Origin of the sequence: Chitinophaga sp. (assembly GCF_017745275.1) — a bacterium.
Classification (GTDB): domain Bacteria; phylum Bacteroidota; class Bacteroidia; order Chitinophagales; family Chitinophagaceae; genus Chitinophaga.
The window spans coordinates 257,773-283,208 of the sequence record NZ_JAGHZS010000009.1 but is presented as its reverse complement, the minus strand read 5'-3'; the positions used below and the strand labels follow the sequence as shown (position 1 = coordinate 283,208).

21 protein-coding genes and 2 riboswitches are annotated in these 25,436 nt (G+C 46.3%); of the genes, 6 read left to right on the top strand and 15 right to left on the bottom strand.

The genetic code is table 11. From position 1 onward, the window contains the following. The first annotated feature begins 91 nt into the window (after window positions 1-91). Window positions 92-649, top strand: a complete 558-nt coding sequence (locus J7623_RS26225) for a DUF1415 domain-containing protein (RefSeq protein WP_291926443.1) — start codon at window positions 92-94, stop codon at window positions 647-649. Between the two features lie 38 nt (window positions 650-687). Continuing rightward, on the top strand, window positions 688-1,728 hold the full coding sequence (locus J7623_RS26220; RefSeq protein ID WP_291926440.1) for a hypothetical protein: 1,041 nt from the start codon (window positions 688-690) through the stop codon (window positions 1,726-1,728). On the opposite strand, the gene J7623_RS26215 is transcribed toward J7623_RS26220, so the two are convergent. Continuing rightward, window positions 1,721-2,734 carry a LacI family DNA-binding transcriptional regulator gene (locus J7623_RS26215; RefSeq protein ID WP_291926438.1) on the bottom strand — a complete coding sequence of 338 codons (1,014 nt, stop codon included), beginning with the start codon at window positions 2,732-2,734 and terminating at the stop codon, window positions 1,721-1,723. The genes J7623_RS26220 and J7623_RS26215 overlap by 8 nt on opposite strands. 130 nt (window positions 2,735-2,864) lie before the next feature. On the opposite strand from J7623_RS26215, the gene J7623_RS26210 reads away from it, so the two are divergent. Next, window positions 2,865-3,746, top strand: coding sequence for an inositol oxygenase family protein (locus tag J7623_RS26210; protein WP_291926435.1), 882 nt, complete (start codon window positions 2,865-2,867; stop codon window positions 3,744-3,746). A 166-nt stretch (window positions 3,747-3,912) separates the two neighbouring features. Continuing rightward, on the top strand, window positions 3,913-5,604 hold the full coding sequence (locus J7623_RS26205) for a sodium/solute symporter (protein WP_291926431.1): 1,692 nt from the start codon (window positions 3,913-3,915) through the stop codon (window positions 5,602-5,604). Between the two features lie 76 nt (window positions 5,605-5,680). On the opposite strand, the gene J7623_RS26200 is transcribed toward J7623_RS26205, so the two are convergent. Continuing rightward, window positions 5,681-6,634 (bottom strand): NADP-dependent oxidoreductase, encoded by a 954-nt coding sequence (locus tag J7623_RS26200; RefSeq protein WP_291926429.1) that lies wholly within the window; start codon window positions 6,632-6,634, stop codon window positions 5,681-5,683. A gap of 101 nt (window positions 6,635-6,735) precedes the next feature. On the opposite strand from J7623_RS26200, the gene J7623_RS26195 reads away from it, so the two are divergent. After that, complete coding sequence (locus J7623_RS26195; protein WP_291926426.1) at window positions 6,736-7,620, top strand: AraC family transcriptional regulator; 885 nt, start codon at window positions 6,736-6,738, stop codon at window positions 7,618-7,620. Window positions 7,621-7,623: 3 nt separating this feature from the next. Here the strand turns inward: J7623_RS26195 and J7623_RS26190 are convergent, their stop codons facing one another. The 7 genes from J7623_RS26190 to J7623_RS26160 form a co-directional block, all read right to left on the bottom strand. Further along, window positions 7,624-8,268 carry a hemolysin III family protein gene (locus J7623_RS26190; RefSeq protein ID WP_291926423.1) on the bottom strand — a complete coding sequence of 215 codons (645 nt, stop codon included), beginning with the start codon at window positions 8,266-8,268 and terminating at the stop codon, window positions 7,624-7,626. Between the two features lie 226 nt (window positions 8,269-8,494). Continuing rightward, entirely contained in the window at window positions 8,495-9,487 is a 993-nt protein-coding gene (locus J7623_RS26185; protein ID WP_291926421.1) for a c-type cytochrome, read from the bottom strand. Window positions 9,488-9,509: 22 nt separating this feature from the next. Then, window positions 9,510-10,943 carry an aryl-sulfate sulfotransferase gene (locus J7623_RS26180; protein WP_291926418.1) on the bottom strand — a complete coding sequence of 478 codons (1,434 nt, stop codon included), beginning with the start codon at window positions 10,941-10,943 and terminating at the stop codon, window positions 9,510-9,512. A 14-nt stretch (window positions 10,944-10,957) separates the two neighbouring features. Continuing rightward, on the bottom strand, window positions 10,958-12,487 hold the full coding sequence (locus tag J7623_RS26175; RefSeq protein ID WP_291926415.1) for a RagB/SusD family nutrient uptake outer membrane protein: 1,530 nt from the start codon (window positions 12,485-12,487) through the stop codon (window positions 10,958-10,960). Between the two features lie 20 nt (window positions 12,488-12,507). After that, on the bottom strand, window positions 12,508-15,870 hold the full coding sequence (locus tag J7623_RS26170) for a TonB-dependent receptor (RefSeq protein ID WP_291926412.1): 3,363 nt from the start codon (window positions 15,868-15,870) through the stop codon (window positions 12,508-12,510). A 124-nt stretch (window positions 15,871-15,994) separates the two neighbouring features. Then, entirely contained in the window at window positions 15,995-17,188 is a 1,194-nt protein-coding gene (locus tag J7623_RS26165) for a FecR family protein (RefSeq protein ID WP_291926408.1), read from the bottom strand. 57 nt (window positions 17,189-17,245) lie between these two features. Next, window positions 17,246-17,845: an RNA polymerase sigma factor gene (locus J7623_RS26160; RefSeq protein WP_291926405.1), complete on the bottom strand. Its 600-nt coding sequence runs from the start codon at window positions 17,843-17,845 to the stop codon at window positions 17,246-17,248. Window positions 17,846-17,950: 105 nt separating this feature from the next. Beyond that, a riboswitch (cobalamin riboswitch) is annotated at window positions 17,951-18,153 on the top strand. Window positions 18,154-18,327: 174 nt separating this feature from the next. On the opposite strand from J7623_RS26160, the gene J7623_RS26155 reads away from it, so the two are divergent. Beyond that, window positions 18,328-18,714, top strand: coding sequence for an acyl-CoA thioesterase (locus tag J7623_RS26155; protein ID WP_291926402.1), 387 nt, complete (start codon window positions 18,328-18,330; stop codon window positions 18,712-18,714). 85 nt (window positions 18,715-18,799) lie between these two features. Here the strand turns inward: J7623_RS26155 and J7623_RS26150 are convergent, their stop codons facing one another. The 6 genes from J7623_RS26150 to J7623_RS26125 form a co-directional block, all read right to left on the bottom strand. Continuing rightward, entirely contained in the window at window positions 18,800-19,747 is a 948-nt protein-coding gene (locus J7623_RS26150; RefSeq protein WP_291926398.1) for a hypothetical protein, read from the bottom strand. Window positions 19,748-19,765: 18 nt separating this feature from the next. After that, window positions 19,766-20,914, bottom strand: a complete 1,149-nt coding sequence (locus J7623_RS26145) for a DUF5074 domain-containing protein (protein WP_291926395.1) — start codon at window positions 20,912-20,914, stop codon at window positions 19,766-19,768. An 11-nt stretch (window positions 20,915-20,925) separates the two neighbouring features. Next, window positions 20,926-22,956, bottom strand: coding sequence for a TonB-dependent receptor (locus tag J7623_RS26140; RefSeq protein ID WP_291926392.1), 2,031 nt, complete (start codon window positions 22,954-22,956; stop codon window positions 20,926-20,928). A gap of 122 nt (window positions 22,957-23,078) precedes the next feature. Then, window positions 23,079-23,285: riboswitch (cobalamin riboswitch) on the bottom strand. A gap of 77 nt (window positions 23,286-23,362) precedes the next feature. Next, window positions 23,363-23,827, bottom strand: coding sequence for a nuclear transport factor 2 family protein (locus J7623_RS26135; RefSeq protein ID WP_291926389.1), 465 nt, complete (start codon window positions 23,825-23,827; stop codon window positions 23,363-23,365). Between the two features lie 163 nt (window positions 23,828-23,990). Continuing rightward, window positions 23,991-24,575, bottom strand: coding sequence for a TetR/AcrR family transcriptional regulator (locus tag J7623_RS26130; RefSeq protein ID WP_291926387.1), 585 nt, complete (start codon window positions 24,573-24,575; stop codon window positions 23,991-23,993). Window positions 24,576-24,650: 75 nt separating this feature from the next. After that, window positions 24,651-25,385: a bifunctional 2-polyprenyl-6-hydroxyphenol methylase/3-demethylubiquinol 3-O-methyltransferase UbiG gene (locus tag J7623_RS26125; protein WP_291926384.1), complete on the bottom strand. Its 735-nt coding sequence runs from the start codon at window positions 25,383-25,385 to the stop codon at window positions 24,651-24,653. Window positions 25,386-25,436: the final 51 nt, after the last annotated feature.

The window sequence follows — 25,436 nt, the reverse complement described above, 5'->3', positions numbered from 1 at the left end:
CAGCGAATGATTACATAGGATATCTATGTTGGTCTACTCGATGCAATAGCTTTTTGCTTTCTGCTTTCAGCTTTCTGCTTACCTTAGCAGCATGGGATTTGAGCCGGAATATCAACAAAAAGTGATTACACAAACGCAAAACTGGATCAGGGAACTGGTGATTGGTTGTAATTTTTGTCCGTTTGCCAGCAGGGAGGTAAAGCGTGATCGTGTGCGGTACCGGGTGAGTGAGGCTACTACGTTGCTGACGGTAAAGGAGCATTTCCTGGAGGAGTGCCGGTTGCTGGATAAAGATCGAACCATTGCTACTACTTTGCTCATTTTGCCGGCTGCTTTTCCTGTATTTAAGGATTACCTGGAGATGGTAACCGCCGCGGAGCAACTGCTTCAGCGAAAGAAGTACGAGGGTATTTACCAGGTAGCAGGGTTTCATCCCCTGTACCAGTTTGATAGTACCGCTGCAGACGATGCCGCCAACTATACCAACCGATCTATATACCCCATGCTGCATATTTTAAGAGAGGCCGATATCAGGAAGGCATTACAGTTTTATCCCCATCCTCCCGAAGAGATTCCTGAACGCAATATTAATTTTGCCCGTGAAAAGGGGACTGCTTACATGAAAATGCTAAGAGATAGTTGTTTTTAGATATATGTTTTTATATCTTGATGGTCTTATCCCTTGCCATGTATTTTTATAATATTGTCACGTGTATCATTAGCAGAGTAGTTTACTTTTTTTTTGCAAGATCCAGGGAATCCAAATGGGCCAGTCAACGGGTCAGAAGCCTGGAAGTTGCATTGGGTGGTCGTTTAGATGATGCCACTTTCCATAAGATAGTAAATAGTTATGCCATTTACAATCCAGTTGTATGCGAGGCTTTTACGGCATTAAGAAAGCGAGGTTCCTGTGATGTGGAGAAGGAGCGCCTGTTACACTACTTTATCTGCAGTTCGTTATTTGATAATTTCTGTGATCGCAATGAGCTAACGCAGGAAGCACTTTACCAGATCTCCTTTGCACCGGAAACCTATACTCCCCGTTGTTTTGATGAGCAGCTATTCGTGCAGGCGCATCGTTTTTTATGGACGCAGGTAGTGGATAAAGTGAGCTATCAGCAGGCCATGCAGGGAGTATTCCAGTCGCAGATAGATTCCCTGAAACAATTTGATGCAGCCATTACCGCAGAAGATATCCGGCAAATTACCTTTAGAAAGGGTGGATATGCCGTATTTCTTTGTCATTTTTATTTGGATGATCCTGCGTCTGAACCGGAGCAGCAGTGTTGGTTTCAGCTGGGCGGCATTATCCAGTTGATCAACGACTTATTTGATATCTATAAAGACTACCAGGAGGGTATTGCCACTTTACCCAACCGGATGACGGATGCATATGCCTTTTATACCGGCTATATGGAGTTGGTACAAAATATTAAACGAACGATATCACAACTGCCTTTTGCACCGGCAGCTAAACGGTACCTGACGGTTTCCATTATAGGTATTTGCGCCGTGGGAGCCACGGCTATCCGGCAGTTACAGGCATTACAGGGTGATGCAGAAAGGCTGCCGGATTTACGACGGTTGCCTCGTAAGGCGCTGATTATAGACATGGAGCAGCCTAAAAATATGTGGTATTGTATCCGCTGGATATACCGGCATGCAAGGCCGCAGGCAACGGTGATTCAAATGTCAGAAAGCCGCGGGGCCGTGGCAGGGGTCAGGTAGCTATAGTGGATTTCCGGACAATCAGTGCGGAGGGGATCACCTGTTGTTGTTCAGACAGTGCAAAGCTATTATTTTTCAGGGCCTTAAATAGCAGGGTGGCAGCGGCTTTACCCATATCAAACGCTGGTTGGGAGATGGTAGTAAGCGAAGGGTTTAGAAATCGCGCAGTAGACAAATTAGAAAATCCTATTACCTGGAGGTCTTGTGGAATACGCAGGTTCATTTCTTCACACACTTCATATACGGCGGTAGCCAGTTTTTCGGTGGTGGCAATAATGCCATCATATTGTTGTTCCCGGAATATCTTTTTCAGTAGCTGTTTCGTGGTGGCGTGGTCGTTAGAACAGTAGGTAACAGCCGCTTTGTTTTGTGGCAGTCCATGCGCAGCCAGGGCCTGCAGGAATCCTTCTGCGCGGCGGTTGCTGATAGAGAGGTGCGGGGAGGCAGCTAACAATCCTATTTGCCTGCATCCACCGGCTACAAGATGACTGGTGGCCTTATATGCAGCGGCGGCATCATCGGTGGTGATTTTGGCGGCAATGACGTCTTCACATACCCGGTCAAAGAAAACAATGGGTATTTCCTTTACCAGTTGGTCCAGTCCATGCGGGGCGGAAGCGGTTTCTGTGGTAACGGAAATCAGTACGCCATCTACCCGTCCGCTTTGAAAGTCTTTCAGAATACCCCGTTCTTTCCCGGAGTTTTCATGGGTGAGATAAATCAGTACATGATAGCCTTTTTCCTGGGCTACGGATTCTATGCCGTTAATGGCTTCTGCAAAGAAGCTGTCGGCTACTTCCGGAATCACTACGGCAATGGTATGGCTGGCCTTCTTTCTCAGGCTGCTGGCATAAGGATTAGGCACATAATTGAGTTCGCGCGCTAGTGCCAGCACCCGTTGCTTTGTTTCTTCGCTGATTTCGTGGCTGTTACTCAACGCTTTGGAAATAGTGGCAGTTGATAACTGCAGTCTTTCCGCGAGCATCCTGATCGTGACATTTTCCATATGATAGCCTATGTTACTTAATCGGTTAAGTAAATAAAGTTATTCTATTATGCGGAAGATTTTTAAAAAGATCGCATATTTAGAGCAGGATAATTTCCTTCTTTTCCACGAACTTCTAAAATCTTGTATTATGGATAACGTCAATGGACAGCCCAACCCTGCACCACTCCAATCGCTGGATCAATGGGAAGATGATTTACTGGAGCGCTATCCCGATCCTGCCAACATCAATAAAGAAAAAAGCACCGAGGAGTTTCGCAATTATGCGGAGCCCCCAAGAGATACGGTACGGGAGTTTTATCGCCTGAATCATACATATCAGTCGTATGCTTTCGTAAAGCAGAAAGAACAGGAATTCCTTTCTTTCAATAAAAAAGAAATGTCGGTTTGGGATGCCTTTAATTTCCTGAATCAACTGGTGGATGACTCTGATCCGGATACAGACCTGGACCAGTTCCAGCACCTGTTGCAAACTTCTGAAGCCATTCGTGCTGACGGTCATCCTGACTGGATGGTATTAACCGGCCTGTTTCATGATATGGGAAAAGTATTATGCCTGTTTGGAGAACCACAATGGGCAGTAGTAGGAGATACCTTCCCGGTAGGATGCGCATTTTCCGACAAAATTGTTTTCCACGAATTCTTCAAAAATAACCCGGACATCAACAATCCTGATTACAACACCAAATACGGTGTATATGAGCCAAACTGCGGGTTGCGTAATGTGCACCTGAGCTGGGGCCACGACGAATACATCTACCAGATGATGAAGAATTATTTGCCGGAACCAGCCCTGTATATGCTGCGTTATCACTCTTTTTATCCGCAGCACAGGGAGCATGCATACGGCCACCTGATGGATGCACATGATGTGGAAATGTTTAAATGGGTAGACCTGTTTAATCCATACGATCTCTATTCAAAGAGCCCGGTGCAGCCCAACTGGAAAGAGCTGAAACCTTATTATGAAGATCTTGTTGCCAAATATTTGCCTGCGACTTTAAAATTCTAATAGTAGCGCAGGTTAGTAAAGGATTATCGGGGATGGGTGCACGCAGTAAAACAACATGACATCCGGCCGGATAATCCTTTTTATTTTTTCCACGGGGGAAAGTCTTATATTCCATCCAGGTATTTATATCCACGTCAATCAACTGCTGATCAACCACGAACCACTCATGAGTAATCAACTTGTCTTAAAAGACTACCTGGTATTTGCGTTATATTTTATTATTGTTGCCTCCTACGGTTATTGGATTTATAAAAAGAAGAAGAAGGGCGCAGTGAGTGCCTCCAAAAATTTTTTCCTCGCAGAAGGCTCTCTCACCTGGTGGGCTATTGGCGCTTCTATTATTGCCTCCAACATTTCAGCAGAACAGTTCATTGGGATGAGCGGTGATGGCTTTTTTGTGGGGATTGCGGTATCGGTGTATGAATGGGTGGGAGCGGCTGCATTGATTATTGTAGCAGTGTTCCTGATGCCGGTGTATATCAAAAACAAGATATATACCATGCCCCAGTTTTTGAAAACCCGGTACAATGAAACGGTGGCATTGATCATGTCTGTTTTCTGGTTATTCTTATATGTATTTGTTAACCTGACTTCCATTCTCTATCTCGGCGCATTGGCTATTAACGGGCTATTGGGCGGCGCTTACTTTCATGAAGTGATGGTAGCGTTGGCGATCTTCTCCGTGATTATTACGCTGGGTGGAATGAAAGTAATTGGTTATACCGATGTAATTCAGGTAGGAGTGCTGATTGTAGGCGGGTTAGCTACTACGTATATGGCCTTAACGGTAGTGAGTGAAAAATTTGGTTTTGGGAAAGATGTACTCGCCGGGTTTAATGTGTTGATACGGGAAGCGCCGGATCATTTTCATATGATGTTAAAGAAACCTGCCGCTGCGGCGCCGCAGGACTATGTGAATAAATACCTGATCCTGCCGGGTTTTGGGATGTATATAGCAGGGCAGTGGATCAGCAACCTGAACTACTGGGGTTGTAACCAGTATATTACGCAACGTGCGCTGGGCGCCGATTTGCAAACTGCCCGTACAGGTATTTTATTTGCCGGTTTATTGAAGATACTGATGCCGGTGATTGTGATGTTGCCAGGTATTGTAGCCTATGTACTCTATCAACACGGACATCTTCCTCAATTGGAAGGCGGCCATAAAGATGGCGCCTACGCGGCGATTCTTACATTGTTGCCTTCCGGCCTGAAAGGCCTGGCTATTGCAGCATTAACGGCGGCTATTGTAGCGTCGCTGGCTGGTAAGTCCAATAGTATCTCCACCATTTTTACGTTGGATGTTTACAAGAAGTATATCAATACCGGCGCTGATGAAAAGCAGTTGGTATGGATAGGAAGAGTGACGATCATCGTGGCTATTATTGTTGGCGTTATATTTACCTGGAATGATGCACTGGGTATTGGTGGTGCGGGTGGATATACCTTTGTGCAGAAGTATTCCAGCTTTATTAGTCCGGGTGTATTTGCCACTTTCATTTTAGGTATGTTCTGGAAACGTACCAGCGGTACTGCTGCCATTGCAGGTATCATTACCGGCTTTGTGGCCTCGTTGTTTTTCAATCAGCTTGCGGTGCGGATTTTTGGCCCGGAAACGTTGTTGTACAGTGCTTTTCACAATGCGGCCGGCGACTATGAAATTCCTTTCTTTATCAGCCTGGGATGGTCTTTCCTGACAACGGTGCTGGTGATGATCGGTATCAGCCTGGCTGGTCCGAAAGTGAGTGATAAGGCCTTTGTGCTGGATTATGAGATGTTTAAACTGAAACCTTCTTCCGTCATATTAATTGTCACCATTTTATTGTTGTTGTCAGTTATTTACGTGAGGTTCTGGTAAAGTTCGTGTATATATACTCGCTGTCTACTTGTTATAAGGCTGTTGCGCGTGCAACAGCCTTTTTTATTACGAATTTTTACACCCTTACCACAATCTTTCCCTGTGTTTTACCGGAAGCGACCTGTGTATGTGCTTTGCCCATTTCTTCAAAGGAATAGGTTTGAGAAATGTCAGAGCGGAGGGCGCCTTGTGCCAGCAGGGACGCGATAGACTGGGTGCCGCTGGTATCTGATGCAACCGTCATCCGGTCGATGTATACATTTTTGGCAGCGGCCTGGGCTTTTAACGCATCGTCGAAGGGGATCAGGAGGCTTACCAGGCGGCCATAAGGTTTAACGGCGTTGAGGGAGCGTTCCAGGTGGCCTGGGATACCTACGGCATCGATGACTACATCTACATTTTTGGCAACCGTTTCAAAGTCTTGCTGGGTATAGTCGATGTACTCGTCTGCTCCCAGGCGTTGAACAGCATCTTTTTTGGTAGTGGAGGCTGTAGCGATTACGTAAGCGCCCAGGTGTTTGGCGATTTGTACGGCATAGTGTCCTACTCCACCAGCGGCGGCATGAATCAGTACTTTTTCCCCTTTCTTTATTTTGGCAGAATATACCAGTGCCTGCCAGGCAGTGAGAGCAGCCAGGCTGGCGGCGGCAGCTTCTTCATAGGAAGTGTTGGCGGGTTTCAGTGCAATGTGGCTGGCAGGAGCTGCTACGTATTCTGCATAAGCCTTACCAGGACCGGCGAAGTTCACCATACCAAATACATCATCACCTACCTTGAATTCGGTAACGTCTTTGCCTACGGCTACTACCTGGCCGGAGATATCCCAGCCAAGAATAATATCTTCACCGGAAACAGGTTGTACAAATGCATGGAGGCCCCACTCATTGCTACGTACAAAATTGTCTACCGGGTTAATACCGATCGCTTTATTATGTACCAGTACTTCATTGTCTTTTATAGCAGGAACAGGAACGTCTTTAATGACGAGGTTTTCTACCCCACCTACCCCTTGTAATACGATTGCTTTCATATCGGATAAATTTGTTTTTGTGATTTGATGAATCAAAATTCCAATAAATTTGTGGGTGGGTCCTTGTACAAACAGGGGTTCATTTTGTACAATATCAGGTTATGAAAGTTTTGAATCTTTTTAAGCCATTTGACATCATCATGATAGAAGAAGGCAGTTGCCCGATGGGACAGCACCGGAACACCTTCTTTGAACTGTTGTATATTCTCAAGGGAACAGGCACCCTGCACAATAACCAGCATACCTTTGAGTATGGGCCGGAACAACTGTTCCTGTTTATGCCACAGGATGCTCATTATACCCGGATAAAAGAAAGAACAACCTTCCTCTTTATCCGCTTTAATGGTATTTACCTGGAAGCGCAACGTACAGGGGCCTCTCATAGTAACCTGGGCGATTGGGCCCGTAAGCTGGAATATGTTTTTTTGAATAACCATCATTTCCCTGGCTGTATTTTGCGCAACGAAGCAGATAAACCAGTGATCAAAGCGCTGGTAGATGCCCTGATACTGGAGTATCCCCGGGAGCAATCCCTGCGTAACGAGGTGGTACAGCAACTGGTGAATACCATTCTCACTATCGTAGCCCGGAATGTAGCGATGATGGAACCGGAAAAACCGGCGGTGAGTAATGAGCAGTCCAACGATTTAATGAGCTACATACACCAGAATATTTACTATCCTGACATGTTACGGTCCGATAAACTGGCGGCGCGGTTTAACATCTCACAAAATTATGTAAGTGAATATGTGAAGAAGGTTACCGGAGAAAGCATACAGCGGTACGTGATGCGCTATAAGCTGAAACTGGTGGAAACACGTTTACAGTACAGCGATATGCGTATGAGTGAAATAGTGGAGGAGCTGGGCTTTACAGACGAAAGCCACTTAAACAGAACCTTTAAGAAATATACCGGTATTAATCCTACCGACTTCCGGAAAAAGATGTGGGCGGAAAAGAATTATCAGCCGGGCATGAGCGGCTGATAATTACATGGCCAGTAATACGGCCACATAGTGACAAATAGCAGCTGCCAATACCAGGAAATGCCAGATGGCATGGGTATAGGTATATTTATCCCAGATATAGAAAATAACCCCAATAGTATACAATCCTCCACCAATGGCCAGCATGATGATCACCGGTAAAGGCAGGGCATCGAAAAAACGTCGTCCGCCTACAATCATGATCCAGCCCATGGCGAGATAGATAATGGTAGAAACAATATCGTATTTGCCGGTAAACCAGGTTTTAAAAAATACGCCCACCAGCGTTAGTCCCCATAACACCGACAGCAGCGTAATACCGAAGGCATTATTCATATACACCAGCAAAAATGGCGTATAGGTGCCGGCAATTAAAAAGTAAATACTGATATGGTCAAATACGAGGAACAGCTTTTTGATGGCCGTCTCCTGTGATAAATGATAGATGGTGGAGTTGGTAAAAAGCAATATAAAACAGAAGGTGTAGATACAGGCGCCTACGATGCCTGGTGTATTATTATGGGTAGCGGCAATTCCTGCCAGCATCGGTAATGCACTCACGCCAAAGATAATGCCCAGCCCATGTATCAGACCATTCACTATTTCCTGCTTGCGGGTATATCCTGTTTCATTTTTACTAACTGGCATGGTTCGTTGTAGCTGTTAGCTTTTAGCTGTTAGCCTAAAAGCATTGGTTTACGTTTATTATCATTACAAAAATAGAACAATAATTATCAACGTAGAGATCGAGTTTATCGATATAGCTATTAGCAGTTAGCTTTTAGCTTTTAGCAAAATGCAGCGAAGAACATAGAATATATGTTTTCTTTCGCTGCATTTTGCTAAAAGCTAAAAGCTAACTGCTAATAGCTATTCAATATACCGCTTTCCAGCCTTTTTCTTTCCAGTAGCTGATAATAGGCTGATACGGCCCATATTTATGTTGTGCTACGGAGAAAGTGTCTGCAAAAGGGCCATGGTCATAGTCGATGGCTTTTTCTACTATATGTGGATAATCGAAGCTTTTGGGATTTGGGCGGGGGTGAATAGCGTCGTTGTTCACGAAAGCTGCGATATCCAGCGCTTCCTGGTCTGTGAGGAAAGGTTTGCCTGGTAAGGCTTTATCGTAAGGCATATTGTTTTTAAGCCATTCTGCCTGCTTGATCACCCGGTGCATGCTGGAGCCGGGCTGATAAGCCGTGGCGCCCCAGAGTGGCGGATATACGTAGGTACTTTTATCTGCATTCCATTGTCCTTCTCCGTTGGGGCCATGACAGCGGGAACAATTTTCCTGGTACAACAGCTGCCCGTGTTGCGGGTTAGCGGCGATATCAGGAAAAGTGACGGTCAGGTTTTTAGCGCCTTTGAAAGGTTGGTTTTTAGGAACAAATGTACTGAGCCATTTAAAGTACGACAGGAACGCTACCATTTCTTTGCTATCCAGTGGCAGCGGTTTGCCGTTATGCGGACGGGTTACACAGTTGTTCACTCTTTCTGCCAGTGTTAATACTTTTCCTTCCCGGCCCCGGTATTGGGGATAGTGGTCGTGCGACGCCATCAGGTTAAAGGAAAAAGCTTTGGTACCGGCATCCTGGTGGCAGTTGGTGCAGTTCATTTTATTGCCGAGGTATTTGCCGGCGCTGCCATCGGGACCTATTAAAACGGCGGTATTCATCATCAGTTCCCGGCCGTAGCGTACAGATTCCCCGAATTGATCATGGGGAATGAGGGCGGTATCTGCAGTAATCATTTGTTCAACAGCCGGCGTGGTAGCTTTTGCTGACTTGCCTTCCACCGCGGAGCCACAGGAGGAAATAATGGCAAACCCACTGATGCTGGCTAAACCTATCACTATTAAGTTTCTCATGTGTTGTTTTTTAATGTTGACATTAATGGGCATAACCCGGTTGCGAAACATAAGGTGCCAGTCTTTCTGCCGGAATAAAAGAAGCCCGGTAAGACGACATGCCTGTTCTCATTGCCCAGAGGAATCTGCCTTGTAAGTTGGTCAGGATAACGGTATTGCGTTTAGTAGCACAGGACAATAAAGTGGTATCACCTACCAGGTAGCTGCTGCCCATTCTTTCATTAAAGTTTTCCGGCGGCAGTTTGGTGTCCAGTACCAGTTGTGCTTTCTTCGCCCCTTCATCGATTTTAAAGGAGAGGGTACGGGATGTTTTTTTGCTTACGCCGTTGTCGAAAAACATCAGTTCCCCGTGTTCGTTGATATGAACGGCATGTGCCTGGTCAAACAGGGCAGTTGCCGGTATATCGAAGTCGCCGCCTTTGCCGAACGTCCATATGCGGTGGCCGGTGCGGGCATCTATCTTCCAGATCTGGCCATTGTTGTAGAAAGAGATGAGGTAATTACCATCTTTATCTATTGCAATGCAATTAGCGTGCATCCAGTCTTTTTTCGTTTGTAAGATATTTTTATCATCGAGGGGATTGAGTGCATCAAACACGGTCCACTTCCAGATGGTTTTGCCGTGTTTATCCATTACGAGGATACCGTCGCCGCGTACGGTATCTGTTTTGCTACCGCCCTTGCTGCTCAGGTCAGTGAGGCGGTCTTCCACGCAAAGCGTAACAAATTCATTTTTCGGCGTCAGTAAAATTTCGTGGTGGATGGTGGGTGCAAAGTCTCGTCCTTTTTTAAGATTGGCGAGGGTATCGCCGCTGAGCGATACTTCCAGTATTTCATCGCCGTAGCTGGTTTCGTAGCCTGGGCCGCCAAGGAGGGAAAGGAAGGTGTTATTATCGGTAAAGCGGGCCACTTTAAACCCGGTGCCGCTCACCTGGTGGTACCATACAATGCGGCCTTTGGCGTTTAAGAGGAACAATACACCGGGATCATCGCGGCGGGATACCATCACATAGCCTTTGCGGAAATTAGCAGGTATTACAGTACTATCCGGGCACACCACGATGAATATATCTTTCATCCATATTGGATAATCGTTGGTATTGAAAGAGTATACTTTACTGCTCTCCAACGCGGTTCCGTGGCCGGTTTGTACCTGGTATTCGTAGTGCTGTGCCGGCAGCAGGTTGGTGAGTACAATGCTATGGTGCAACTGGTGTAACGACAGTGGCGTAGTAGTGCGTAAGGAGGTTTGACCTTTAGGCCAGTAGACCACAGCAGCATCCACGGTGTCGGTACATTGGATATCTACTTTCACCTTGAGGGCATTTTGTCCTTTTGGCGTAAGTATGATTTCTGAGATGTTGCCGGCATTGTTGTTTCCGCAGCTTTGCAGCAACAACGCTGCTGCCATTGGAAGCAATGGCAGCAGGCGTTGTATGTTATTCCATTTTTTCATCAATATCTAATGATTTACTGGCGACGGCCACTATTACTGAGGCTTTTGTTCAGATCAGTTTGCGCTTGCGGATAAGGGAAGTATTTATCGGTAGCGATTTTGATGCTTGGAACTTTGCCTACAGCCGTAAGATACGTATTTACTACGCTTTCGTATTTATCCATACGAATGAGGTCCTGTCTGCGTTTGCATTCGAAGAACAGTTCCCAGCCGCGTTCCTGCAGTATAGCATTACGTAACGTTTCTTTAGTGAAGGTACCTGCGTCTCCTAATCCGGTGGCGTGAGAACGTGCTTTTACCTGGTTGATCAGGCCAATAGCTTCACTGGTAGGGCCATTCAGTTCATTCAGGGCTTCTGCTCTGCACAGCAGGATATCTGCGTAGCGGAGAATCGGGAATACGTGTCCATCATAATAGGTAGTAGAGCCTTTTGGATCTGCAAATTTGGTGGTGGCTACATCCGGCATGTAGTAGAACCCTGCTGGTGGATTGGTTTGTCCGGGAGGGGCTTGCATGTATTGGAGGCCATCTGTTCCTTTGTAACTGTAATAGAACATTTGTTTGCGGTCATCATTGTCGGCAAAGCTATTCCAGAAATACCAGGTCACCGCGAAATATTGCCATCTGTCCGTAACAACAGGGTTATTAATGGGACCGAAGTGGTTCATGATTTCTACAGCGTCGTTGAGAGGATCGGCTAATGCACTGAAGATATTTTCCTGACACCATTTATTTTTCTCAGCAAACAAACCGGCATAAGAAGGATATAATCCGTAGCCCAGTTTCATGATCTCAGTGGTGAGGTCCAGGGCTTTTTGCCATTGGTGTTCCCGCATATACAATTTGCAGAGTAATGACATGGCAGCGCCTTTGGTAGCACGACCAATATCATTGGTTTTATAGATGGGGCTGTTCAGGTAATCGGCTGGTAAGTTCTGTGCGGCAAATTCCAGGTCACTGATGATCTGTTTATTGATATCTGCTACAGGAGTGGCTGGTATAGCTGCTTCATAATCCGGTTTGGAAGCGTTTTTTGCTACTGTTTCTTCTGTTACCAGGGGCACCGGGCCAAAGGCATCGGTGAGATCCACGTAGCCCAGGGCGCGCAAAAACCGGAGCTCACCGGTGAACTGATTTTTCTGCGCATCGGTAATGCTGGTCATTTTTGGAATATAGTATAGCGCGATGTTGGCATCTGTTACCAGCTTATATTGGTGCTGCCAGGCGAAAGCCAGGTAGGTGTTGGCAGGCGCCCACTGGCAATCAGACATTAGACCTACATCTCCCCCGGAGCTGGCGTGACCAATGTCGGTGGTAAGATCGGAAATAGTAACCTGGAAACCTGCGTAGTACATCCAGGCATCAGATCTGCCGCTGGGTTGTTTTAGTCTTGAGTATACGCCATTTACAGCTGCTTTGGCGTCGCTCAAAGTGAGGAATGCATTGTTGTCTGTCAGGTAACTATATACTTTTGGTTCCACCAGTTTCTTACACGAGGTAGCGCCAAGCAGTAAGGTGGTAAGTGCGATATATGCGTATTTCATTTGTTCCGGAATTTACAGGTTTAGAAATTTAATTTAAGCCCCATAGTAACGGTGCGATAAGCAGGGAAGGCGGTGTAATCCAATCCGGAAGAAAGGTTTGCATTGCTGCCACTGCTGTTCAGGTTAGTGTTTACTTCTGGGTCTGATCCTGTATATTTAGTAATTGTAAATAAGTTTTGTACGGAGCCATATACTTTGATACCTGCGAGACTCTTCAAAAAGGTTTTAGCTACCGGGATATTATAACCAAGTGTAATCATTTTGCAACGGAGATAAGAAGCATTTTCTACGAAGCGGGAGTTCATCAATCCACCGTAGGAAATGGCGTATCCGTCTCTGGGAATATCCGTGTTTTCATTGGTGGTGGTCCACCTGTTCAGCGCCGCTTTACCAGGACCAGATTCCAGTACCAATGCGGTGGCATTATATAAGCTATAATCCAATGCTCCCTGCAGGAAGATGTTTAATTCAAAGCCTTTGTATGCAAAGTTGTTGTTGATACCATAAATGTAGTGAGGGTTGGCATGACCGAGGTAAGTACGATCGTTGGCATTGATAATACCATCTGGCTTGCCATCGGGGCCGCTGATATCTTTGAACTTAGGATCGCCTGGTTTTGAGTTAGGTTGTGCAGGGTGTGCTTCACCTGTTTTTATCACACCATCGTATACATAGCCATAAAAAGTACTCAGTTCCTGGCCTGGTTCAAGTTTGGTAAAGTCCATACCACGACCACCATACAGGTTAGCGGTTTGTGTGATTACATAAGGACGACCAGCCAGGTCTATCGCTTTCTGTTTGTTATAAGCAATGTTTAAAGTAGTATTCCAGGTAAAAGCGTGGTGAATAATATTTTCTGTGGTGATGGCTAATTCCAATCCTTTGTTTTCAATGGTGCCGGCATTTAGCGTTTGAGTAGCAAAGCCATTCCAGTCGCCGATAGGTATATCGAACAACAACCTATTGGTTCTCTTCCGGTAGAAGTCGAGGGTCGCAGAAATGCGGTTGTTTAAGAAGCCCATATCCAGGCCGACATCCCATTGTGCCGTGTTTTCCCAGCCCAGGTTCGCATTGGACAGGCGGGTCATCACCGTGCCGCCGTAGCTGTCACTTCCTGTTCCCAATGATACATTGGTAGGTCCAAAAAGGGCCATATAGATATAGTTAGCGTTTTCGCCTACACGGTCGTTACCGGTTTCACCGTATCCTGCTCTTACTTTCAGGTTGGAGAATACATTCAGGTTTTTGATGAAATCTTCTTCACCGGCTCTCCATGCAATGGATCCGGAGGGGAAATTTCCGTAGCGCGTGTTGCCACCAAATTTGGAAGAGCCATCCCGGCGCAGGGTAAAGGTGGCCAGGTATTTATCTTTCAGTGAGTAATTTAAGCGGCCGTAGGCGGAAGCGATAGGGACAGGCACATCCAGGCTGATGCTGGACAGGCGTTCTGAACCAGCGTCCAGGTTATGATACAGGAATGCATCTGTACTGAATTTCTGTACTTGTGAATAGTGTCTTGAATACCTATCTGTCTGATAAGAAACGCCCGCTACGAGGTTGAAGGAATGTATCTGGTTAAATACTTTCTTATAGGTAAAGTAAGCTTCTATCAGGTTACGTGTAAGCGCCAGGTCGTTCAGACTAGCTTTACCACCTACTTTTTCACCGTCTACCAGGTCGCGGGGAAGGTAGGTACCTTCCTTTGTCGTGGTATATTCCGTACCGCCATTTACACGGAAGTTAAAACCGTCGAGGATTTGGTAGTCGGCATATGCATTGATGTTTATTTTATTTTCATACCGGTCGTTGGTAGGTGCCAGTAACCAGGCCAGCGGATTGTCTCTTCCCTTGAACCGGGCGTAGGATCCATCCGCATTATATACCGGGATAGCCGGAGAAGCAGTGAGTACGCCATACATCACGTTAGAGGGTACGATATTACCATCATAGGTTTTGAAGTTGGTATAGGCACGTGATCCGTATACATTGGCACCTATTTTAAAACGTTTGGAAAATTGCCGGTCATAATTAAGACGCACTGAGTATCTTTCGAAAGAAGTATTTTTCAAAGCACCGTCCTGTTTAAAGTAGTTGCCGGATAAAGAAACGCGATCTTCCGGTGTACCCCCACTTACGCTGATGTTATGGCTTTGCACCATACCAGGTCGGGTAGCCAGTTTAAACCAGTCGTTGTTCCGGCCACTGGCCAGATCGTCCGCTGTATAGAAAGCCGGTTGCCCTTTTTCGATGGCTTTGGCGTTGGTGACCTGCATGTTTTCCAGCCCATTCATTTTATCGTACTCCTTCACGATACGCTGGGTACCGTAATATCCATCGTACTGAATGTTAGCCCGGCCGGATTTACCTCTTTTAGTGGTGATCATCACTACGCCATTGGCGCCGCGGGCACCATAGATGGCCGTAGAAGAGGCATCTTTTAAGATCTGTATATCATCGATGTCATTCGGGTTGATGTCTTTCCCTGTTTCAGAAGGGAAGCCATCTACTACGTATAACGGTTCGTTGGTAGATTTGATGGAGTTACCACCACGGATACGCACGATGGTTTGTCCGCCAGGGGCTGAATTCGACTGGCTCACCTGTACGCCCGCGGCACGGCCCTGGATGGCTTGTGCGGCGTTGGAGGTTACACCGCCATTGTTCATCTGATCGCTGCTGATAGAGCTGATAGAACCGGTGAGGTCTTTCTTTTTAGCGGTACCGTATCCTACTACCACTACGTCGGTCAGGTTGGATACATCTTCTTCCAGTACTACTTTAAAAGCGGTGGTGCTGCCATCGAATTTTACAGACCAGGGTTTGAAGCCTACCATGGAGAATTCCAGTGTTTCACCCGGGTTGACAGAAATGCTGAAGCTACCATCGGCTTTGGTAACGGCGCCATGTTTGGTGCCTTTCACGGTAACGGTGGCTCCGGGAAGTGGTTGTCCTTTGGCGGTGGTAACGGTACCATGAATTTCTACCGGTGGTGGTGGCGTGCTGGCTGGTTGTGTGGCTGCTTTGTTTTTGACGATAATAGCGCCGTTTTCAATGCTGTAGGAGAGTGGTTGATTGCGCATGAAAATATTCAACGCTTCATTCACCGTCATGTTTTTTACTTCGATGTTGCTTCTGCCGCTTTTCTCCAGTAGCGCTTCATCGGCCAGGATATTGAGCCCGGTTTGTTTGTTGATTTCCCGGAAGACATCCTTGGCGGAAGCGTTTTTAAGCGACAGGTTTACCACCTGGTTTTGTGATTTTGCCGCCTGCACCTGCATTCCGGTGGCCAGGCAGAACAAAGTCAGTAGCTTACCAACTTTTAATGGTGTGGTGGAGCGCCGGTTACGATCATACCGGGTACAGGCATCAGTACTTAATTGCATACTTGTGCTGATTTTGATTTAGATAATTGGTTGTTAAATTTCTCTATCGTTTTTCTTCAACAGTACTATGACTTAGTGCCGCTCATCGGTTGTTGTCACTGTTCATTTGCTAATCAGTAATTGATTATTCTTCTCCTTTGACAATCAGTTTTTTTCCATTGATACTATATACTACATTATTGGCATCCAATAATTTTAATACGTTCAGGAGCGGGCTGCTGCGGCTGATCATACCAAAGAATTTCCTTGGTTTTACCGGGCCCTCATATACAACTTCGAGGTCGTACCAATGCGCAAATTGTTTGAGTACGGTGGTCAGGTCTGCACTTTCGAACCGGAAGTAGCCGTCTTTCCAGGCAATAATTTCATCGGTATTGATACCGGTTATCCGTTTCTGGCTGCCGTTGCTATTGGTTTGCGCTTGTTCTCCCGGAGCCAGTTGCAGGCTGCCTTTTTCGCTGTTTACTTTTACAGCGCCTTCCAGCAGGGTGGTATTAACGGTGGCTTCGTCTGCGTAGGCATTGATGTTAAAATGTGTACCCAGTACGTCTACCGTGATTTGTTTGGTTTGTACCCGGAAAGGCCGGTGTGCATCGTGTGCAATCTCGAAATAGGCTTCTCCGGTCAGCGTGACGTTGCGTTCATTGCCGGCAAAGGTGGCGGGGAAACGGATGGATGAGGAGGCGTTGAGCCATATTTTACTGCCATCGGCCAGCACCAGCGGGAAGGTTTCGCCGGCGGTGGTGGTGAGTGTATTATACTGTGGTGTGGCGGTTTCGCCGGTTGTTTTTTCGTATATCAGTTGTCCGTCTTTCGTCCGGATGTTGTTTTGTTGGGCCAGTTGCTGCAAGCCTTTTTCGTCCAATACAATTTTTTCTCCGTTGGCCAGCGTCAGTACTGCTTTCTGAGGTACTGTACCGGCTACAACAGGCGTTGGTTTCCCGGCTACCGGGATGGCCGGGTGATGTGGCTGCCACCACCGGTATGTGACCGGGCCGGCAATGGCCAACAGGATAGCTGCTGCTGCGGCCAGTTTAAGCATCCGGTATTTGCCCCGGCGCTGCACGGGCACTACGGGCGTTGCCTGTATATGCTTTAAGAGCGCATTCCTGACCCTGTCGCCCGGATCTGCTGCCGGTGGTGCCGCATTGGGCGTTACCTGCCGGAAGGCGCCTTGTAATTCGTTTAACAGGGTGCGGTTCGAAACATCCTGCCGCAGGTAGTCCATCAGCTCAATGGCCTCCGTAGGCGTACATGTCCGCTGTTGCCAGCGGTGGAGTAGTTCCTGGTAATAGGCGTCGTTTTTTTCGGTGGACATATCTATACTATCCGGAAAACGACAGATAGGGTGGGTGGGGGTGAAAATATTTTTTTGCTATGGTTTGGTGATGACTAAACCCGATAGCAGGAAAATAGGCAGTAGCCCATCTGCATTGGTATAAAAATAAAAGCGGATACTTTTCATGGCCATGACCATATGTTCTTTTACGGTGTTCCGGGAGATGCCCAGTTCTATGGCTACCTCTTCGTAGCTTTTGCTTTCCTCCCGGCATAGCCTAAATACCTTTTGCCGTTGTGGGGGTAACTGGCGGATGGCTGCCAGCAATAACGCTTCATATTCCTTCCATACCAGGCTGGTATCGGCATCATTTGTTTGCTGTTGTAATTCCTGCATCACCTGCAGGCGCAGGGATTCATCTGCAGTAATCTTTTTTAATGATTTAAATACATGGTTACGGGTAATACGATACAGGTATCCGCTGAAAGACAATTCCGGATTGATACGCTCCCTGATCTCCCATATTTTTATAAATATTTCCTGTAGTGCATCTTCTGCAAATGCAGGAATATTAACAAAATGGAGTATATAGGTGTAAAGTGAGGGGTAGTATTGGTTGTATAACGTAATATATGCTGCTGCATCCCCTTGCTGCAGTTTCTTCAACAGCACCGCTTCTTCATTACCCACTGGCATTGTTATTTAAAGCTAAAATAAGCAATTGGCGATAAATATTTGTGAATTTTTATTGGATGATAGTGGAGCCGGATTTCCTATCTTCGCTACGGTTCTTTACGTATTACCATCAAAGCAAGTAATGGTTTCCGCCGAAAGGCGGAATTAAAAGGGAACTGTGTGTAAATCACAGGCTGTCCCGCAACTGTATGTTTTGCGTAGCTCATAAGCTGCAACCGGTAAACAATATACCACTGTTCCGTTCCGGAATGGGAAGGTGTTTGCCGGCAAAACGAGCCAGGAGACCTGCCTTTACTTCACTTTGACGCTGCTTTCGCGGATTGAGGCAGGTCAGGTTTTGATAGTAGTCATTTTTTGAAACAGGTACCCGCCTGTGAAAATAATGTCTTACTGCCTTTCCCTTCTTCCTTTCTCCCGTTAAAGTATTGTATAATGTATAAGAGCGTGGATCCTCTTTTATCAATATTTAAAACAGTACAAAGATGACGATGCAGGAAAAGATGCAGCATGCAGAAACACGCATATTCAAAGCCGTATTTCCCGGTACTACCAACCATTATGACACTCTCTTTGGCGGTACTGCCATGTCGCTCATGGACGAAGTGGCGTTCATCACCGCCACCCGTTTTGCCCGGAAAAAAATGGTGACAGTATCCTCCGGGCAAATAGATTTCACACGGCCTATTCCTGCCGGTACTATTGTGGAATTAATCGGTAAGGTAACGGAGGTTGGTAATACCAGTTTAAAAGTACTGGTGGAATTGTATATTGAAGAGATGTACTCAGATAGCCGGGAGAAGGCTATTACAGGCACTTTTAGCCTGGTAGCTATTGGCGATGACAAACACCCGGTGCCCATCCATAGCTAAGCGGATTAAATGAAGAGGCGGGATCATATTGTGATCCCGCCTTTTTTGGGAATTTGAGGGTTAGTACATAGAAATGGTCAATCGTTTATTTTAAATTGAGATCTTTTACACCCAATACTTCTGTAGAAATTTCTCCTAACCAGCCGGCTTCTGCACGCTGACCGGTTTGTACTTTAATAAAGTTGATGCCAGTGAGCTTTACGGAGTTACCGTTTTTATCTACGGCCCAGTCAATTTTAATTTTCGCATCCGGATCATCATTACTTACGTTGTCGGAATAACCCCAGGAGAAAGGAAGAGATACATAGTAAGGTGAACCGGGATCGCTGGACGTATTTTTGACATTGGCAGCGGTAAGTTTAGTGCCGATAAACGTGATGCTATTACCTTTCCACTGAGGATAGTATGACTGATCGTGGAAGACATTTTTTACCAGGTATCCACTATCTCCCTGGTTATCTTTCCATTTGATGTAGTTCTTATTGCTGCTGTACGCATCATCCGGATCAATAACCGGGGCTTTGGTTTCATCTGGTTTGTAGTAGGTGATCTGGTAGTTTTTAATTGTTTTGGAGCTGTTATATTCAGATCCGGCAATTTCAAACCATTCGTCATCCGGCAAGCCGTTTTTGTTTTTATCAACGGAAACGGAAATTACGCCGGGTTCCGCAAAATTGGTGAAGGCATTGCCTAATACAACGAAAGAGTATTGACCAGGCACGTTTTTGATGGTGTGGTCGAAGCCCATCACTACATAACCACCGAAGCCGCCGAGCGAAATCATATTTTCTTTAGACAGCGCATCCAGTGCATAGGCCGCCATTTTTTTATCATCGTCGCCTGTATTCCAGGCAGGCAGGGTATTAATGAATTGTCCGGGTGCAGGGGAGTATTCAAATACTTTGGTGACTTTATTTAAAAAGGGGCCGGTTGGTTCCGGATCTACCGGTGTTGCTTCCTGATCTTTGCTTTTGGAGCAACTGGCGGCTATCATTGCCGTGATCATACCTGCGAGTAGAAATCTTCTTTTCATAATATGTGATTAGTGTGATTATTTATTTGCTTTTACGAAAACCATGTGGCCAGGGATATCTCCCGTAACGGCCGACCATTTCTTTTTCCCTGTTTTATCGAAGCAATACAGGGTGCCGAAAGACACGTAATCTTTGGCATCTGTTACAAAAAAGTCCCTGGTAGCGGGATTCACGATAATGCCATAAGGCATCCTGATTGATTTTTCAGTGCCATCTGTAATGAAGTTGGTGTTGAGCAACGTTTCTGTTTTCACGTTGATCATGTTGTAGGAAATCGTCCATTTGCCGGTGTTATAACTGAACTGTGAGCCATATATATAAGCGGTATCACCGGTGATGCAGAGATTACTGGCACCGATATCGAATGTTTTCTTTACCGCATCCGTTTTGGTATCAATGACAAAAAGTTTGGAAGGAATACCGCGGTAATCGCCACGGGAGGTCACGTATAAGTCGCCTTCATTATCGGCTTTCAGCCGGTCGAGGTTAATGGCTACATCAATTTTTTTCGTTTCGGTAAAGGTGAGCAGGTCAATAACAGAAACGGTGCGGTCATAGTTAGGTACGCGGTAGCCGCCGGAATTTGCTACATATAATTTGTTATTTACCACTGCCATTTCTTCCGGTTGATAGCCTACAATCACTTTGCGTGTAACCTGCAGTGTGCTGGTATCTACTTCTGCCACGAAGCCAATAGGGGCGTCGCCATCTATTTTTACCGGGCCGGCATAGGAGCTCACATAGGCTTTACCGTTAGCAAAGGTGATATAGCGGCAGTTGAGGATATCGATTTTGCCAAGGCGTTTGGTATCGGCTACGTTCATTACTTCTACTTTGTTGGATACGTTGATGACCGCGTATAGTTTGCTGCCATAGATCTGGATATCATTACCCACATCTCCCAACTCCTTTACTACAGTGGGATTTTTTTCAGCATAAATATTTTTTTTGTAGATGCCGGTGGTATAATCGAAGTAATCAAGAGAGGCTTTGTTGCTGCCCATATTGCCTTCATTCAGCAGGTACATGCCCACGTAAGGAGCGTTTGGTTCCGGTGGTGTTACCGGCGTTAATACCGGCGGCACAATAATGTTTTCCTTTCTGCAACTGATGGCAGTGCCAATCATTACGGCCAGGAGTAAGATATGTTTTGTTTGTTTTATCATGATCATTCTCATTAAATGTTAACAGCTATAATGAAGCGGTAGTTCCTGCCCGGCATGGGGTAGCTCTGTACTATTTCGTAGAACTGGTTTGCCAGGTTGTTGACCTGTGCAGTAACGTGAACGTGTATACGTTTGTATTGAAATTGTTTACCAAAAGAAATATCACTGGTGTACCAGGCGGGTACGTAGTTATCTGCTGCGTTGTCTTTACCGTTGTATCTTTCCCCGGTGTAGATAAAGCTGTAATTGGCTTCCCACGATTTATAGCCGGCGGCCAGCAGCAGGGTACCGCTGTGACGGGGAATATAAGCGATCTGTTGCCCGTAGTAACCCTGTTTTGGATCGGTGTAATCCAGTGCTTGCTGGAAGGTGTAAGTGGCTTTGGCATTGAGCTGCAACTGTTGTTTAACAAGCCAGCTACCATTGATCTTCGCATCTATCCCTTTAATTTTCACCTTACCCAGGTTCATCATGGTCCATATAAACTGGTTTTGTCCGGGTACGGCTACAATTTTATCAGTGACTTCATTGTAGTAGGCGTCTATTTCTATGCCGGCGGCCGACAGCCATTTGCCGGTAAACGTTCTATTCCAGGTAATGCCCGCATCATATTGTGTGGCAAACTCCGGTTTTAGCAGGTGGTTACCGATTTCGGTGTAGTACAGATCATTGAAAGTAGGCATACGGAAGATGCGTTTGTAAAAAGACCGTACTTTAAGATCGGGCGTAGGAAAGGGCTGCCAGGAAAGGAATACTGCGGGGGTAAATTTCTGTTGATAAGGTGCTGCGCTGTTGGCTTTCACGGTTTCATTCACCAACGTTCCCAGCAGGCTGGCCTGTGCGCTGAATCGTTTGAAGTTCACGGCAGATGCGGCGGCGATGAGCGTAGTATACCTGGTAGGGTAGCTGAAATGTTGCAGGTTGGCATTTAGTTTATTCCATTGCAGATCACTGGAAAGCGACAAGGTCCACCAGTTGGTGAGTGCATACTGCTGTGCCAGCGAGAAATACATTTCGTATTGGTAGTAGTGGTTGTTGGCCGGAAACTGTGCGGTGTCCTGTGTTTTATAATGCGTATAGTCGTAAGCGTATTTCCCATTGAGCAGGATACTGTAACGCGGAGTAATTTCTTTGCGGAAGGACGATTGTACGAAGAAGCTTCTGTCCCACAGGCGGTCTATGTGGCCAAATACGTTATTAACAATAAATCCGGGTAGTCCCCTGGCGGATTCGTAGTAGTATATTTTTGTGTTCCATTCGCCGCCTTTGATGGTGCCGTTGAGCCCGGCTTCCACACGTACGGCATTTATGTCACTGTTCCTGCGATAGTCGCTGGTATCGTATGCGAGGCCGTTTTGGGCATCGTATTTTTTGTAGGTATACTTATACCTGCCTGTGGCGTTAATCCATTCGCTGCTGAGGGAAAGCGCCGTATGTGCACTGATTTTTTGCTGCCATAAGACGGATGGATTGAACAGGCCAAAGGAGCCTGTTTTTATAGTTGCTTTGGCATGGCTTTTTTCGCCGGGTGCAAATTTGGGTTTGAGAGATGTTAAATAAATGGATCCTGCGGAGCCAAAGTCTTTTGCCGGTTGGAAGATGTTACTTTTTTGCCCGTTATACAAGGCAATTTCTTCCATGTTATCCAGTGAAAATTTGCCCAGGTCTACCTGCCCGTTTTGGGCGTTGCCCAGCTCTATGCCATCATAAAATACGCCGGTATGGTTAGATCCCATGCTGCGGATATCCACTGTTTTCAGGCCTCCTATGCCGCCATAATCTTTGATTTGCACGCCGGAGAAGAAGCGGATGGCATCTGCTACGGAGTGTGTACCCAGCCTGCTGAGTTCTTTTTCGGACATCTTTTGCCCGGGACTAATTTCTTTGCCTGACCGGGGCGCAGTAACAGATACCTCCTTCAGATGTTGGGTGGTAGTGGTATCTGTTTGTTGCGCTGTAATGAAAGTGAATGGCCAGATGATGAATCCCATCAGGCAAAAACATCCCCTTATCAGTGAACTTATTTGTTCAGTGAATTGCATAAATTTTTTCTCTGTTAATGTTCCATCAACAGCCTTCGACAGGAGAAAAAATAATTAGGAAAGCGCATTGTACAGGGACTGCCTGTAGCTTGCAGGTATTCCTAAGCTTCATTCCACGAAAGCTCAAAAATGAGTGGTATGGCAGGTATTCTGACTTGTCTCTGCTTCGGGCGACCTTCCCATTGAATGATCAACAGTGGTACTGAGTGAGATGCCTTCGCATTATGTGAGACTTACAGCAGCGGGACTGTCCGGGATTTACACCTGGTTCCCTTTTAATTATTCATGGCCGGAGTGGACAGGAATAAACCATAACGGGGCAAAAGTAGGCTATTATTCTGTTGATACAAAACAGAAAAGCAAATAGGGGAGAATGGTTGATTTTTGAAAAGATCGGTAAGTACAATTATTTAGCTGCGTTGTCTGCACCGCAATCGTCCATACGCCTGGTGTCCAGGATGTACTGAATTTTCCATTTACCATCCAGTTGTACCATTTGGAAGGAGTTGGCGCCGCAATGGTGGAACTGTTCTTTGAAATAGAAACGATATGGTGTCCATACGGAAGCGATGGTACCATCGATAGAGATATTCCCAAATTCGATGCGTTCATCCGCAGCATTGGCAGGTAGCTTACCAATGATAGAGGCAAACTCTTCTACACTGGTGGTTTGTACATCTTTACTTTTGGTGGTCACGGACTGGAGCCGGGCGTTAGGAGCAAAGCAGGCTTTGAGTGCAGTGCTGTCGGCGTTGCGCATGGCGGTAAACATTTGGGTAACCGCTGCTTTCACAGCATCTGTTGGTGTTTGGGCAGATACGGTGAGGGCGGGGATGAGCAGGCCGATGAGGAGAAAAAAGAGGCGATACATTTTTTTGTACTAAGATAATGAATTTGTGCAGCATTGTTGAAAGCAGAAAGCCGAAAGCAGAAAGCACAAAGCTATTGTAGCAAGTGATTAGTGCGGATAATATATTCGCTTTGATCTTTCGCTACAATAGCTTTATGCTTTATGCTTTCAGCTTTCTGCTCTCTTACAGTTCCCTGATGATTTTCTCCACAGATCCCATGATGGCTTTCCGGTAGTTGGCTTTGCCTGTTAATTTGGCAATCATGATGCAACCTTCAATCAATGCGATGAGCGTGAGGGCAGTTTGTTCTGCGTTTACCTGTTTGTTGAATTCGCCCTGTTGTATACCTGTTTCAATGATAGTGACGATGCTGTTTTTCCATTGGCGGAGAGCATCTATTGCTTTTTGTTTCAGGAGGGGATGCGTATCATCGGCTTCGGTAGCGGTGTTAAGAATAGGGCAGCCGCCTTCGGGAAACGGGTGTTTGAGGAAGTTGTCATATACCTGTACATATACCATCAGCTTGTCTCTGCTATTGTTTTTTTTATCCATTTCCGGCCGGATAATGGCGCCAATTTTTTGCAGGTTGTAGTCGAAAGCAGCCAGGGCTACTTCGTCTTTATTAGCGAAATTGCCGTAAATGCTTCCTTTTGTGAGCCCGGTGGCATGGGTCATGTCGTGCAGAGAAGTGCCGGTATATCCTTTTTCGTTGAATAAGGGCGCTGTCATCTCTACAATAAACTGTTTTGTTTTTGCTGCTTTGTTCATATACGCTGCACTTTACCGGTATAAAAATATACCATTTGGTATTAAACAGGTTATTTTTTTAGGAAGAAGGGATTCTTATGGTTTGTCGGCTGCTATCATCAGGAAAATGGGGCGCCGGGTTTCGTCGCGCATCTCCGGATATTGCGCCAGTATCTCCGGGGTGGGTTGTGGCTCTGAGAGATGGCGGATGCGGAATCCTGCATCCAGGAGGGTATTCACCCAGGTAGCTGCGGTGCGGTGATACTTTACCACGTCTGTATCCAGGAACCGGGTTTGGCGCATACCTTCTGCCTGGTAGTGATCCACCGGCCAGTGGAGGCGGGCGCCGGCATCATCGTAGTACCAGTCCTGCGCCGCATTGCAGGTAAACACGGGGTGTTCTACCGATAATACAAACGAGCCACCGGAATGCAGGCAGTTAAACACCTTGCGGCATACAACGTCGTAAGCGGCTACGTAATGTAATGCAAGGGAACTGATTACCACATCAAAGGAGCCTGCGGCAAAATCAATATCTTCTATGGCTTGTTGTATATAGGTGACAGCTGGATCGGGTGTTGTTTGCCTGGCCCGTTCCAGCATTTTCTCTGAAATATCTACGCCTACCACAATGGCGGCCTGTTGTTCCCGTGCATAGCGGCAATGCCAGCCGAAGCCACAGCCCAGGTCCAGTACGCTGGTATCACGCAGGGCGGGCAACATAGCACGGAAAGTTTGCCATTCTCCCGCGGCATTTAATCCGTCCACGGAGCGGGCCATCTGGCTGTAACGGCCGAAGAAAGCCGGGTCATCGTATTTGTTCTCTTTCATATCGCGCCGGGTTTAGGTGTTGCAGGAAATATTAAAAATAAGAAAACATTA